The organism is Methanoculleus sp., assembly GCF_020696975.1.
Classification (GTDB): Archaea; Halobacteriota; Methanomicrobia; order Methanomicrobiales; family Methanoculleaceae; genus Methanoculleus.
The window spans coordinates 1-13,290 of record NZ_JAJGBK010000013.1 but is presented as its reverse complement, the minus strand read 5'-3'; the positions used below and the strand labels follow the sequence as shown (position 1 = coordinate 13,290).

The following is a 13,290-nucleotide window of genomic DNA, read 5'->3' as shown; positions in this document are numbered from 1 at the left end:
AGCCATGACAGAGAGATCGGTGATGCGGCAGGCGTTGCGCCAGAGAGTCCGGATAGCACTCCTCATCTTCTCGTTTGTGCTGATGCCGGTGACCTTCGTCTACGTCTCCTGCCCGCTCATCACCGAGGGTGCGTCGCAGGGGATCGCCACCGGCGGCCTATTCGTATTCACGTTCCTCTTCATCGGTTCGCTCTTCTTCGGGAGGCTCTGGTGCGGCTACCTCTGCCCCGCGGGCGGCCTGCAGGAGATCTACGCCCGGATAAACGGAAGACCGGTGACGGTCGGGTGGCTGAACTACCTCAAGTACCCCGTCTTTCTCGGGATCTTCGGGTCCATCGCCCTCGCCGTCCACTCCGCCGGGGGCCTCTGGGTCTTCGACCCGTTCTACCAGACCAGCAACGGGATCTCGATCGACCGGCCGGGCGCATACACCCTTCTCTACGCCCAGATCGCCTTCATCACCGTCTTCGCCCTCCTCGCCGGACGGCGGGGGTTCTGCCACACCTTCTGCCCCATCGCGGTGATGCTGATCATCGGCAGGAAGATCAGGAACCTCGCCGGGTGGCCGGCACTCCGCCTCGCGGCCGATGCGGGGCGCTGCGTGGACTGCGGGAAATGCTCCGAAATCTGCCCGATGAGCCTGGATGTCCGCAGCATGGTCCGCGAGGGGCGGATGGAGCATGCGGAGTGCATCCTCTGTGGCGAATGTCTCGACGCCTGCCCGGAGGGGGCCGTCCGGTACGCGTGGAGGGGAAGATGAGCGTAAAACCCCTGCCGCAATAACGGGGCCTCACCGACATCCTGTTAACCGATTGGGCGATTATCCGGCACTCCGGGTCCGGTAAGGCGCCAGAGATCGCACCATTCTTTCGTAAGGTATATCTCTCCCCCTGATTCAGATGGATATAGGACGGGACCATGCAGATCTGTGTCATATCCGGGAGCCCCAAGGGTGAGATGAGCGTCACCCTGCAGTATGTCCGGTTCCTTGAGCAGGCGTTTCCAGAGCATACCTTCTCCGTTGTGCATGTGGGCCAGGATATCAGGACGATCGAGCGGCAGGAGGAAGCCTGGGACAGGCTGCTCGCCACAGTACAGGAGTGCGACGGCGTCCTCTGGGCAACCCCGGTTTATTGCATGCTGGTCCCGGCCCAGTTGAAGCGGTTCATCGAACTGGTAGGTGGACGAAACGCGGCGGAGGTGCTCTCCGGGAAGTACGCCGCCGCCCTCACCACCTCCATCCATTTCTTCGATCACACCGCCCATGCCTACCTGCACGCGGTCTGCGACGACTTTGGGATGCGTTACACTGGTTTCTGCTCGGCCCATATACAGGACCTCCAGAATGAAGCGTTTCAGGAGCGGCTTATCCTCTTTTTTTCCGACTTCCTGGAAGCGATTAGCGAACAACGGCCGGTCCAGGGGGAATTTCCGCCGCTGCCCGCTCTCTTTGCGGCCTACGCCCCGAAGAGCCCGCCGGCCGCGGTGGATACCCGCGGAAGACGGGTGGTCATCCTCCACGATGCAGAACCCGGTTCCGACCTGGAGGCGATGGTCCGGCATCTTGCGGCGTGTTATGCAGGTCCGGTCCAGGTCGCCCACATCCGCGACGCCATGATGAAAGGCGCCTGCCTGGGATGCTGCCGGTGCGCCTTCGAGAACGCCTGCGTCTACGACGACGGGTTCCGGGCGTTCTGGGAGGAGCATGTCGTCCCGGCGGACATCCTGGTCATTGCCGGGACCGTCCGGGACCGCTTCTTCTCGGCTGCCTGGAAGCAGTTCTTCGACCGGAGTTTCTTCAACGGCCATGTGCCGACATTTGCGGGAAAACAGGTCGGGTACCTGGTGGAAGGGCCGCTCGGCCATCTCGCGACCCTCCGGGAGGTTCTCACGAGCCTTGTGATGACGGAGAAAGCCAACCTTGCAGGGATCGTGACCAACGAGCCAGACCCTGCCGGGATCGATGCCGCCCTGCACGCCCTGGCCGAACGCTCGATGAGGCTCGCGGACCGGGGGTATATCGCGCCGCCCACCTTCCCGGCCGTCGCCGGTCACAAGATCTTCCGGGACGAGATCTGGGGAGGAATGCGGGCAATCTTCAAGGCGGACGACCGGTATTACCGGCAGAACGGGCTCTATGACTTCCCCACCTGGAATTATGCACAGCGGATCAGCACCCGGGTGACCTCTCTTGCGATGAGCATCCCCGCCGTCAGGCGGGATGTGGTGAAGAATATGCCCCACTACATGGTCCAGCCCCTGCAGGACTCGATAGAGAAGAGCACGGTTCTCGCGAAGCGAAGGGCAAAACAGTAGTTTGCCGACGGCGCGGGGCGGACGGGCCGGGACGAGCCCCGGCCCGAATACTTATATGCGAGCGATACTCTCCAGGGGCGGCATCCCGGCGGTCCACCGCCGGGAGGGCAGCACCCCGACGAGGAGGACCGACCGCATGCAGATCGAACCCTTCACCATCGCCGTTCCGGCGGCCACCCTTGATGACCTCGCCCGGCGGCTTGCCAGCACCCGCTGGCCCGACGAGCCTGATGATGCCGGCTGGGAATACGGCACCAGCCTTCCCTATATGCAGGGGCTGGTGGAATACTGGGAGCACTCCTACGACTGGCGCAGGCACGAGGTCGCGCTCAACAGGTTTGCCCAGTTCAGGGCGTTGACGGAGTAGGGATTCACTTCATCCATGAACGCTCCATGGGACCGGACCCTACGCCGATCCTCCTGCTCCACGGCTGGCCCGACTCCTTCTACCGCTACCACAGGGTCATCCCGATGCTGACCGATCCGGCCTGGTTCGGCGATTCCGGTCTCTCGTTCGACGTTGTCGTCCCGTCCATCCCCGGGCAGGGGTTCTCCGACCGGAAGGCCGTGACCGCCGACGATGCTGCGGTTCTCTTCGTCCGGCTGATGACGGAAGGATTGGGATACCGGAAGTTCGTTGCGGCCGGCGGCGACGTCGGGACACTGATCGTCCAATCCCTTGCCGAACACCACGCCGACGCCCTGATTGGCATCCACCTGATCGACGTCGGTTACCCGGACCAGACGACGGATCTCTCGACCCTCACCGAGCCCGAGATTGCATTTGCAGACTTCATCCGGCAGTGGTGGATGAACGAGGGCGCTTTCAACATCATCCAGTCGACCAAACCGCAGAGCCTTGCCTGCGGGCTGGCCGATTCGCCCGCAGGCCTCGCGGCCCGGATCATGAGTTTCATCGTCTCCGGCACGACCGGCGAGGAGATCGAGGAGCGCTTCAGCCGCGACGAACTGCTCACGAACATCATGATCTACCGGGTCACGCAGACGATCGGCTCGTCCGCCCGCAGGTACTACCTCGACGCCCACGCGGCCTCCGGCTCCTGGCAGCGCACCCCGATTCCGGCAGCCGTCGCCCATCCTCCCCGGGACGCCCCGTTGCCCCGCGAGTGGGCCGAACGCAGGGTGAACCTCAAGCGCTTCACCGAACTCCCCCGCGGCGGTCACTTCGCGGCCTGGGAGGAGCCCGAGCTCTACGCAGAGGACGTGCGGGAGTTCGTCGAGGGGCTCGCGAGTTCGTAGGCGTTTCTTTGTGCAGGCTGGAAGGCGCAAAAGAAGTTGCAACCCGCGTTCCCTGTCAGATTTTGCCGTTTTTTGACCCAATACACGACAACCGCCGGGAAACGGATGGTCAACCATATATGGCATCGGCAGTAAACAGTATGAGCGTGAAATCGGCGGTACTGGGTGGCGGTCTCACCGGGATAACGCTGGCCCGCCTGCTCCACGAACTGGGCGACGACGTAACCGTTCTTGAACAGGATGAGACGATCGGGGGGCTCTGCCGCTCGAAGAGAGAGTTGGGTTTCACGTTCGATACCGGGGGCTCGCACATCATCTTCTCCCGCGACACTGAAGTCCTCTCCTTCATGCTCTCGGTCCTCGGTGAGAACGCCGACCGGCGGGAGCGCAACACGAAGATCCTGTATAAAGGACGCTACGTCAAGTATCCCTTCGAGAACGGTCTTTATCAACTGCCCGACGAAGATCGCTTCTTCTGCATCAACGAGTTCGTCAAAAACCTTATCGCCGTCGAGAAGGGCGAGGTCCCGCCGCCGACGAACTTTGCCGGGTGGATCACCCATACCTTCGGCCGGGGCATCGCCGAGTGCTACATGCTCCCTTACAACCAGAAGATCTGGAACTACCCGGCCGACCGGATGTCGCATCACTGGGTCGAAGGGCGGATCCCCCGGCCGCCGGTCGAGGATATCATCAAATCGGCCATCGGCATCGAGACCGAGGGCTACACCCACCAGGCGGTCTTCTCCTATCCCATCGAGGGCGGGATCGAGGCGCTCGTCAGGGCGATCGCAGATCCGGTCCTCCCCGCCGTCCGGACCGGCTTCCCCGTCGCCTCCATCCGCGAGGAGGATGGAGGGTTCACGGTGAGCGACGGCAGAGAGACCGTTCACGCGGACCGCCTGATATCGACGATCCCGCTCCAGAACCTGCTCCCCTGCCTCGCCGACGTCCCGGCCGAGGTGCAGGCGGCCTGCGACGCCCTCCGCTACAACTCGCTCTGCTCGGTCTTCATCGGGCTGTCCGGCTCTGTCCCCGACATTTCCTGGCTCTACGTCCCCGACGAGAAGGCCGGCCTCTTCAACCGGATATCGTTCCCCTCAAACTACAGCAGCAAGGTGGCTCCCCCGGGTCACTCCTCGATCCTCGCCGAGATCACCTATAATGACGGGGATGCGGTCTCCCGGATGACGGACGACGCGGTGATCGAGCATACGGTCGAATCGCTCGTCGCCGCCGGGATCATCCCCTCGCGGGACGCGGTCGTCTACACCGGTCTTGAGCGGCAGAAGTTCGCCTACGTCGTCTACGACACCGGTTACCTCGAAAATATCGCGATCGTCAGGGAGTTCTGCCGGGAGCGGGGGATTGACCTCGTCGGCCGGTTCGCAGAGTTCGAGTACCTTAACATGGATGGCTGCATCAGGAGCGCGATCGACTTCGTGAGGGCGAATCGATGAAGGTCAATATATTCGTCGAAGACTTCCGCTTCCTCCGATACATCGGGTGCGCGACGGCCGCAAGGACGCTCCATAACCACCTCGCCAGGCTCCCCGGCATGGAGGTCTCCCGCAACTCCTACCGCGGCGACTTCGACCTGACCCACTACCACACCTTCGGGCCCTGGGCGATGTACCACCTGAAGTTCACCGAGGGTGCAAAGGTCCTGACCGCCCACTCGACCCCGCGCCTGAACGAGGGAAATGTCGCCTTCTCAAAGAGGATCAACACGGTATACCCGAAGATCTACCGGCAGTTCGATCATATCATCACGATATCGGAGCCCTGCCAGCGGGAGGCCGAGCAACTCGTCCCCGAAGTCCCAAAGACCCTCATCCCGAACGGCATCGACCGGGAGTACTTCAAGCGGGACAAAAAGAAACGCGAATCGTTTCGCGACGAGTACGATATCGACCCCGACCGGCGGGTGGTCCTCTCCGTCGGCCAGCAGACCCCCCGGAAGGGCATCTACGACTTCCTCAAACTTGCCGACCAGCACCCCGATATGACCTGGATCTGGGTGGGGGGGTTCCCGTACGGGACGCTCTCGAAGGACTACGCCAAGATCCAGATGCTCAAGACTCACTGTCACGAGAACGTCATCTTCACCGGCGTCATCGACGACATCTCCCGGGCCTACAGCGGGGCGGACATCTTCTTCATGCCCTCCCACGCCGAGACGTTTGGTCTCGTGATCGTCGAGGCCCTCTCCGCGGGTCTCCCGGTCATCGCCCGGGATATCTTTGAGTTCCGGGAGATCTTCGGGGACTCGGTCCTCTTCTTCTCCGGGACCGACGAGGCGCGGGACCTCCTCGCCGACGACGCAACCCTGCGGCACTGCGCAGCGTCGGCCCGCGCCTCGACGGAGCGATACGACATCACGCTTATAGCAAAACGGCATCAACAACTATACCGGGAGTTGATCGAGGGATGATCTCCGTCGTCGTTCCGACTTACAACGAAGAGCAGAACATCGAGCGCTGTCTTGCGTCGCTCGCCGACCAGACGGTGCCGAGGGAGACCTACGAGATCATCGTCGTCGACGGGAACTCGAAAGACAGGACCCGGGAACTGGCCGAACCCCTGGCGGACAGGGTCTTCATCCAGACGAGCAAACGGGTGGGTGGAGCACGAAACGACGGGGCGATGGCCGCGAAAGGCGATATCATCGCCACGACGGATGCCGACTGCATCCTCCCGCGGGACTGGGTGGAGCGGATCGAGAGGAACTTTACGGAGCGCAAGATCGTGCAGCTCTACGGCACGGTCTACCCGATCGAGGATACTTTCCGGAACCGGCTCTCCCTCCTTGGCGCAAACACCTTCTCGCGCCTCGGCTACCACACCCGGACGATCTACTTTACGCTCGGGTGCAACACGGCCTTTGACCGGGAGGCGTTTATCCAGGCAGGGATGTACCGGTGTATCGACGCCGGGGACGACCTTGAGATTGCGCAGCGGATGCGCAAACTCGGGAAGGTCTACCTCGATCCGGGCCTGAAGATCGGGTTCTCGATGCGGCGCTACCAGCAGTTCGGGACGCTCAAGTCGCTCTGGGAATGGTTGTATATCGTTCTTCGCGGCGGCGATGCCGGCGGCGTCACCTACTCGCAACGGGAGTACAAGTAGGCGTGAAGGCGAAACGATCCATACCGGAGTCCTACGCCGGGGTGGTGCACCGGTCCGACACCTGCGAGTTTGCCCGCCGTCTCGGTATGGTGGTCACGGAGATCGCCGGGGGATCTGTCCGGGTGGCGATGCCGACCGCGGGCATGGAGAACGCCCACGGCACGACCCACGGTGGTGCGATCTTTGCCCTCGCGGACCATGCCTTCGGCATCGCCGGGAATATGGACGGGGTGGACCAGACCGGGCTCTCCGGCCATATCCGGTACTTCTCGCCGCCGGCAGGAGAGACGCTCGAGGCGGTCGCCCGCAGGGTCTCGGAGACGGAGAGGGTATCGGTGTATGCGGTGGACGTCTACTCCGGCGATCGCCTTGTCGCCTCGCTTGAGGGTGTCGGGTTCAAGACGGGGGTTGCGGCGAAGCGGGGATGAGTGACCGTATCCTCCGGCTCTCCCCGTCCGCCCGTTTTATCGCTCCGCGGAGCCAATACTCTCTGGATGAAACTGCTCTTCGAACTCTCCGGTGAGCACCCCGACCTCCCGGCCATGGAACTGGAGTGCGTGGGGACCGTCCTTGACCGGCGGGCCCAGGTTGCGGTCGCCGAGTGCCCGGACCCCCTGGCCGCCGGGCGGCTCGCCCTGACGCACGTGGTGATGGAGTACCTCGGGGAGTGCGAGGCAAACCGGGAGGCGTTTGCGGATCTCCTCCGCAATCTTGCCATCCGGACCGAGAAGCCGTTTGCCGGCCGGGTGAAGTTGATCCAGGGGAGCCGGATGGATGTGCCGCGCCTCGACCTCGAACGGCTGATCGGGGGCCTCATCGCCGGCCCGGTATCGCTCGCCGATCCTGTCGAAGAGTATCGCGCCGTCGTCTCGGAGGACCGCTGCTACTTCGGCCGCGTCATCCAGAAGATCGACCGGGGGGCGTTCGATGCCCGGAACCCCATGCGCCGGCCATTCTTCCACCCCGGCGTGATGATGCCCCGAATGGCCCGGGCGCTCGTGAACATCTCCCTCGTCGCGCCCGGCGAGGTGGTCTTTGACCCCTTCTGCGGGACCGGCGGGATCCTCCTTGAGGCCCGGGAGATCGGTGCCTGCATCCTCGGGAGCGACTTCGACCCCGCAATGGTCGCCGGCTACCGGCAGAACCTCCCGGGCTCGGATGTGATGATCGCCGACGCCACGGCGGTCCCGATCTGCGACGGCGCCCTTGATGCGGTCGTGACCGATCTGCCTTACGGCCAGTCGGTCAGGATCCGCGCCGAGAGCATGGACCGGCTCTACGACGGCTCGCTCGCGGAGGTCCGGCGCATTCTCCAGCCCGGGAGGCGCGCGGTCGTCGTCACGCATCGCGATATCACGGATATCGCCGCCCGTCACTTCACCGTCCTGCAGGAGCACGAGCAGCGGGTGCATAAGAGCCTGACCCGCCGGATCCTGGTGCTTGCGTGACGGTGCCGACCCTGATTTTTATGAGGTCGCCCGTCGAATTTTATGGGTGGAAGTAAATTTTAAACGATACGGCCTGTATCTCGTCCGGTGGCAGCTCTCGACGCCGATCCTCGCCGGGGTCCTCGCGCTGCTCGGGGGGCTTGGGGCGCTCACCGCCACCATCATAGCAAACCTCATCGGCGGCCTCATCTTCTTCTGGGTCGACCGGTTCATCTTCACCTCCGAGACGCTCGCCGCCCAGTGGGAGGTCAGAGAGGAGGTCCGGTGCGTGGACTGCGGCACGATCGCCCGGGGTTACCGCCTGGTCCGGGCAGAGAACTACGACAAAACAAACGACCCTGCGCCCGAGTTCCGGTGCGAGGCGTGCTCGAAGAGGAAGTCGGAGGAACTCAAGAAGCGGGGCGTCAGGCACTGAGAAGAGGGGGGCACCAGAGGGCTCGGCACGATCTGGTAAGATCGTTCCGAGGGCTCATGCTTTTTTTGTCGTACCTGCCCGCGTACAGGGCTTTTTCATCGCCTCAATCTGTTCTGCACTCCTCAAGTCCGGCACTCGAGATTCTTCAATCACAACCCCATCCCCGCCAGGACCATACAGACCCCAACCTGGACCACCAGGTTGTCGTCGACCGGGGAGCAGACCTCGACGACCCCGGCGATCCCCGCTGCGACCACGGCCGCCCACCAGGGGATCAGGAAGGCGAGCGCGAGAGCGGCCACGGCGACCCCGGCAGCCGTCCCCTCAAGTGACTTCTCACCCCGGAGGAAATGCCGCCCGAAGCGCAGCCCGGAGAGGGTTGAGACGCTATCGAGCACCCCGACCGTGACGAGGCCGACCGCGGTATACTCACGGCCGAAGACCGCGAGGCAGAGGAGCGCCCCGGCGGCGTAGGCGATCCCTCCCTTGAGCGGCACCCGCTCCTGCCGTTCGGTCTCGTCCAGCGCCCGCGAGACGACCGGGACGTCGTAGCCGCGGGTGATGGCGTCGCAGACGAGAAACTGGGCGACGAGTGCAGCGCTTGCGAGGATGAACGCCCAACGATCGTCGAGGAGGAGGAGGAGCCCGGCGCCGATGACCCCCATCAGCAGGTGGACTGTCTGGCGGAGCAGCTCGTTCATCGCACTGGCATGGCAGCCCCGGGAGATAAAGCATCGCGCGAGCGGCCGGTCGCTCGCCGGGAACAGTCACTTTAATGGGATCTTCTTCTATCCTACACCACTGTGAGGGAGAAGAAGATGGCAGAGGTACGAAAGTATGTTAACCCGCCCGCCGCCGAAGTGATATGCGAGTTCCGGTTTCCCGAGGGCACACCCTGGGACCTGACCTACCCCGGCATGCTGTATAGCCGCTTAAAGGACGACTACCCGAAGCGGGACCAGCGCTACGTGCGCGAAGTGGTCATGCTCCTCGGGCCCGAGGGACTCCGCGAGGAGATCGTGGTCAGCGAACGGTCGATCTTCCTTGCCGAGGACGAGGGCTGTGCGGTCCAGGTCGGGCCCCGTCTCCTCTCAGTGAGTTGCCAGAAGCCCTACGTCCACTGGGAGGCCTTCTCGGAACGGATCCACGGTGTCTTCGACCAGGTCCGGGACGTCATCGGTATCGAAGCCATCGGGACGATGAACCTCCGGTACGTCAACCTCATCGAGATCCCCCGGGGGGAAGTGACACTCTCGGATTACTTCGCCTTCTACCCCGCCCTTCCGCCGGAACTCCCGCGGGTGCCGGCGGGGTTCATCACCGGGTGCGAGTTCGCGTTCCACGACAACCGCGACAACTGCCGGGTGGAACTGACCGACGCCGTGCCTGAATCGACGGAGAACAACGCGTTCCTCCTGAACATCGACTACTACCTGACGGAGGGGGAGAGCATTCCGCCGGAAGGAGTGGCGGATTGGCTCGAGATCGCCCACACCCATGTGCGGGACATCTTCGAGGCCTGCATCAAGGACACTCTCCGCGACCTCTTCACCATCCGTGAGAAGGTAGCGACGGCGGCACGGTGAGGGGTGTCTCGCATGGGGGATATTGTCCGCCGGAAATGGATGACGATGATGGACGCCCACGCCGGCGAGGTTGAGGAGGTCTACGGGGGGCCGGTCGGGCTCATCTGGGAGATGCTCGCAGGGGAGGATGCCGATCGCGCCCTCGATCCTCTCGCGGAGCGGGCGGGACTCGCCGGGGGGACCCGGATCCTCGCCCTCCTCCCGGGCCCGGGAGGCCCGGCCCGGCATATCGCGCGGGAGTACGGCGCGACCGTGATCGGGCTTGTCGCGCTGCCGCAGATGGTTGATCTGGCGGTCCGGGGGATTGAGGAGGCCGGGCTGGCCGATCGGGTTGATTTCCAGCAGGGGAACCCTCTTAAGATGTCGTTTAACGATGGGATCTTCGACGCAGCCTGGGGTGAGGACGCCTGGTGCTACGTGACGGACAAGGACCGGATGGTCAGCGAGGTCTTCCGGGTCTTAAAGCCGGGGGGCACCCTCGCGTTCGCCGACTGGGTGCAGACCGGGCCGATGAACGACGAGGAGTGGCATACACAGGATACGTTCAGGATCTTCCCCTACTTTGCGACCGTCGAGAGTTACGCGGATCTCCTTGAGCGGAACGGGTTTGTTGTCACCGACGGGGGTGAACTCACGGGCAACCCCGTGCGGATGGTCCGCGAGATCCGGGGGAGGCTCGAACGTGGCCGGGAGACGATCGCCGGGATATTCGGGGAGGAGGCGTACGAGGATGCCCTGCAGGGGCTCGGCCTCTGGGAGAAGGCCGCAGGCCTGGGACTCGTCGGCCGCGGGTGGCTGCTCGCGAGGAAGCAGTAGGGTGTGGCTGTGCCCATGATCGGCGGCAGGGCTGACCGGTGGACGCTGCCCGACCTCGATGCGGCGGTTCGGCGGTGCCGGGCGCAGAACGCCCGGGGTATCCGGTGCATCCTCGCCGCTCTCGGCGAGTATGCCCGAAGCGAGCGGCAGGTCCGGGAGAACCTGGAGCACTCTTCCGCTATCGTAGCTGCTATCGACGAGCAGGGTCTGGACGCTTCCCTCACAGTGAAGATGACCGCGCTCGGTGCGCTCATCGACCGGGACACCGCCCGCGACTCGCTGCTCCGGCTCGCTCGCGGGGCGCGTTCACGCGGCGTCGGGTTTGAGGTGGATATGGAGGGGCGGGGATTTGTGGCGATGACGGTGGACGCCGCCGTCACCTGCGCCCGGGAGGGGGTGCCGGTGACCCTCGCCCTCCAGGCCAACCTCGACCGCACCCCGGGCGACCTCGAGCGAATCCTCCGCCACGGCATCCGGCCCCGCCTGGTGAAGGGCGTCTATCCCGGTGATACGGATGACCCCGATGAGGTTCGGGAGCGCTTCCGCAGACTTGCCGCGGGGGTGCTCGACCGCCGCATACCGCTCTCGGCCGGCACCCACGACCCGGACCTCGTCGCGTGGCTCGCGCAGGACGCTCATGAGACGGTCGAGTTCGCGTTCCTGATGGGGCTATCCGACGAGACGAAACTCCGGCTCGCGGGGGAGGGGCGGGCCGTCGCCGAGTACGTGCCCTTCGGGGAGCAGGCGGATGTCTACGTCGCCCGACGCGAGAAGTATCTCGCGAAGCTGGCGGCGGAGGGGAGGGCGCCGGCGCCCTAACTCTTCATCACCATTCCTATCGTCTCGGTCACGACGTCCGGGCTTGCGTAGCGCCTTCGGGGCAGCCGTTCGAGCGTCTCGACGATCTCGTCCGGTGCACCGGCACTCCGGGCATACTCGATCAGATCCTCTCTGGTTGCCGGGTAGGCGACGTCGCTCAGGTACTCGTGAACACGGGTCGCGGTCACGCCGGTCGGTAAAGCCGTCTTGATCACCTCCTCTTCGGGGCCCCTATGCGGGGAACCTATTTGACCGTACCCCACGGCACCGGGTCGGGTGCGAGATCCGCCCGGCCTCTCCCTCATCGACGGGATCGGCCGGTACAAGACTATAAGTCGATCGAATCCCAAAGGCCCGCATCAACTCCGGGGGAACGACAGGTGATCCAGACACGGGGAAGCGGCATACTCCTGCATATCACGTCTCTTCCGTCGACGTACGGGATCGGGGACTTCGGACCGTCGGCATACCGGTTCGTCGAGGCGCTGGCGCGAGCCCGGCAGCACTACTGGCAGATCCTGCCGCTCAACCCGACCCGGTGCGTGTACGCCAACTCGCCCTACTGCAGCCCGTCGGGGTTCGCCATGAACAGTCTCCTCATCAGCCCGGACCTGCTCGTCCGGGATGGGTTCCTTGAGGCGGCCGACCTGGAGCCGGTGCCCGGCTTTCCCGAAGGGCGGGTGGTCTACGAGGCGGTCACCTGGTACAAGGAACGGCTGCTCTCGTGCGCCTACCGGCGCTTCTCTGAATCGGCGCCGGAGAGCGGGTATGAGGCGTTCTCCGCCGGTACAGGGTGGTGGCTCGACGATCACGCGCTCTTTGTCGCGCTCAAAGACCACTTCCACGGGCTGGAGTGGAGCCGCTGGCCGGCGGAGATCCGGAACCGGGAGGCGGAGGCCATCCACGAGATGCGCGAGCGTCTCGCCGACCGAATCCGGAAGGAGAAGTTCATCCAGTACCTCGCTGCCTGGCAGTGGTCGGCGCTGCACCGGCACTGCACCGGCCGGGGCATCCAGATCATCGGCGATATACCGATCTACGTCGCCTACGACAGCGTCGACGTCTGGGCGAACCCCGGGATCGTTCAGCTGGACGAAGACCTCCGCCCCACCGTGGTGGCGGGGGTGCCTCCCGATATGTTCAGTGCGACGGGGCAACTCTGGGGGAACCCGGTCTACGACTGGCCCGCGCTCCGGGAGCGAGGGTACGACTGGTGGGTGAGCAGGGTCGCCCGGTCCGGTGAACTCTACGACCTCTTCCGGATCGACCACTTCCGGGCGTTCGCCGACTACTACGAGGTCCCGGCGGGGGATGCGACGGCGGAGAACGGCACCTGGGTCGACGGGCCGGGAGCCGACTTTTTTGAGGTGCTTGCCCGGCGGTTCCCCTGCTTTGCCATCGTCGCCGAGGATCTCGGGGCGAACACACCGGCCGTCCAGGGGCTCCTCGACCGGTTCGACTTTCCGGGGATGAAGATCCTCCTCTTCGCGTTCGGCGAGGG

The 13,290-nt window shown here is 64.4% G+C and carries 15 protein-coding genes and 1 pseudogene; 14 read left to right on the top strand and 2 right to left on the bottom strand.

The window, feature by feature from the left end; translation table 11 throughout:
• The first annotated feature begins 4 nt into the window (after window positions 1–4).
• The 10 genes and pseudogenes from QZ650_RS02755 to QZ650_RS02710 all read left to right on the top strand — a co-directional run bounded on the left by QZ650_RS02755 (window position 5) and on the right by QZ650_RS02710 (window position 8,568).
• Window positions 5–760 (top strand): 4Fe-4S binding protein, encoded by a 756-nt coding sequence (locus QZ650_RS02755; protein ID WP_292518019.1) that lies wholly within the window; start codon window positions 5–7, stop codon window positions 758–760.
• Window positions 761–918: 158 nt separating this feature from the next.
• Window positions 919–2,316 carry an NAD(P)H-dependent oxidoreductase gene (locus QZ650_RS02750; protein ID WP_292518022.1) on the top strand — a complete coding sequence of 466 codons (1,398 nt, stop codon included), beginning with the start codon at window positions 919–921 and terminating at the stop codon, window positions 2,314–2,316.
• A 55-nt stretch (window positions 2,317–2,371) separates the two neighbouring features.
• Window positions 2,372–2,709: pseudogene (locus QZ650_RS02745) on the top strand (epoxide hydrolase N-terminal domain-containing protein); the annotation flags it as partial.
• On the top strand, window positions 2,710–3,576 hold the full coding sequence (locus tag QZ650_RS02740; RefSeq protein ID WP_292518094.1) for an alpha/beta hydrolase: 867 nt from the start codon (window positions 2,710–2,712) through the stop codon (window positions 3,574–3,576).
• Between the two features lie 140 nt (window positions 3,577–3,716).
• The gene (locus tag QZ650_RS02735) at window positions 3,717–5,036 is read left to right on the top strand and encodes an FAD-dependent oxidoreductase (protein ID WP_292518024.1); all 1,320 of its coding nucleotides are present in this window, start codon (window positions 3,717–3,719) and stop codon (window positions 5,034–5,036) included.
• Window positions 5,033–6,010 carry a glycosyltransferase family 4 protein gene (locus QZ650_RS02730; RefSeq protein WP_292518026.1) on the top strand — a complete coding sequence of 326 codons (978 nt, stop codon included), beginning with the start codon at window positions 5,033–5,035 and terminating at the stop codon, window positions 6,008–6,010. The genes QZ650_RS02735 and QZ650_RS02730 overlap by 4 nt, the downstream gene beginning before the upstream one ends.
• On the top strand, window positions 6,007–6,705 hold the full coding sequence (locus QZ650_RS02725) for a glycosyltransferase (protein WP_292518029.1): 699 nt from the start codon (window positions 6,007–6,009) through the stop codon (window positions 6,703–6,705). The genes QZ650_RS02730 and QZ650_RS02725 overlap by 4 nt, the downstream gene beginning before the upstream one ends.
• A gap of 2 nt (window positions 6,706–6,707) precedes the next feature.
• Window positions 6,708–7,133 (top strand): PaaI family thioesterase, encoded by a 426-nt coding sequence (locus QZ650_RS02720; protein ID WP_292518031.1) that lies wholly within the window; start codon window positions 6,708–6,710, stop codon window positions 7,131–7,133.
• A 66-nt stretch (window positions 7,134–7,199) separates the two neighbouring features.
• Complete coding sequence (locus QZ650_RS02715; protein WP_292518032.1) at window positions 7,200–8,153, top strand: methyltransferase domain-containing protein; 954 nt, start codon at window positions 7,200–7,202, stop codon at window positions 8,151–8,153.
• 46 nt (window positions 8,154–8,199) lie between these two features.
• The gene (locus QZ650_RS02710) at window positions 8,200–8,568 is read left to right on the top strand and encodes a hypothetical protein (protein WP_292518034.1); all 369 of its coding nucleotides are present in this window, start codon (window positions 8,200–8,202) and stop codon (window positions 8,566–8,568) included.
• Window positions 8,569–8,717: 149 nt separating this feature from the next.
• Here QZ650_RS02710 and QZ650_RS02705 read toward each other — a convergent pair whose 3' ends face one another.
• Window positions 8,718–9,269 (bottom strand): phosphatidate cytidylyltransferase, encoded by a 552-nt coding sequence (locus tag QZ650_RS02705; RefSeq protein ID WP_292518036.1) that lies wholly within the window; start codon window positions 9,267–9,269, stop codon window positions 8,718–8,720.
• A gap of 117 nt (window positions 9,270–9,386) precedes the next feature.
• Between QZ650_RS02705 and QZ650_RS02700 the strand changes: the two genes are divergently transcribed.
• Genes QZ650_RS02700 through QZ650_RS02690 form a run of 3 tightly spaced genes read left to right on the top strand, consistent with a single transcriptional unit; the run spans window position 9,387 to window position 11,789 of the window.
• Window positions 9,387–10,154 (top strand): TIGR04255 family protein, encoded by a 768-nt coding sequence (locus QZ650_RS02700; RefSeq protein ID WP_292518037.1) that lies wholly within the window; start codon window positions 9,387–9,389, stop codon window positions 10,152–10,154.
• Between the two features lie 12 nt (window positions 10,155–10,166).
• The gene (locus tag QZ650_RS02695; RefSeq protein ID WP_292518039.1) at window positions 10,167–10,970 is read left to right on the top strand and encodes a methyltransferase domain-containing protein; all 804 of its coding nucleotides are present in this window, start codon (window positions 10,167–10,169) and stop codon (window positions 10,968–10,970) included.
• A gap of 3 nt (window positions 10,971–10,973) precedes the next feature.
• Window positions 10,974–11,789 carry a proline dehydrogenase family protein gene (locus tag QZ650_RS02690; RefSeq protein ID WP_292518041.1) on the top strand — a complete coding sequence of 272 codons (816 nt, stop codon included), beginning with the start codon at window positions 10,974–10,976 and terminating at the stop codon, window positions 11,787–11,789.
• Here QZ650_RS02690 and QZ650_RS02685 read toward each other — a convergent pair.
• Window positions 11,786–12,004: a DUF2795 domain-containing protein gene (locus QZ650_RS02685; RefSeq protein WP_292518043.1), complete on the bottom strand. Its 219-nt coding sequence runs from the start codon at window positions 12,002–12,004 to the stop codon at window positions 11,786–11,788. The genes QZ650_RS02690 and QZ650_RS02685 overlap by 4 nt on opposite strands.
• 165 nt (window positions 12,005–12,169) lie before the next feature.
• Between QZ650_RS02685 and malQ the strand changes: the two genes are divergently transcribed.
• Window positions 12,170–13,290 (top strand): 4-alpha-glucanotransferase (gene malQ, locus QZ650_RS02680; RefSeq protein WP_292522452.1); only part of this gene is annotated, 1,121 nt, incomplete at its 3' end.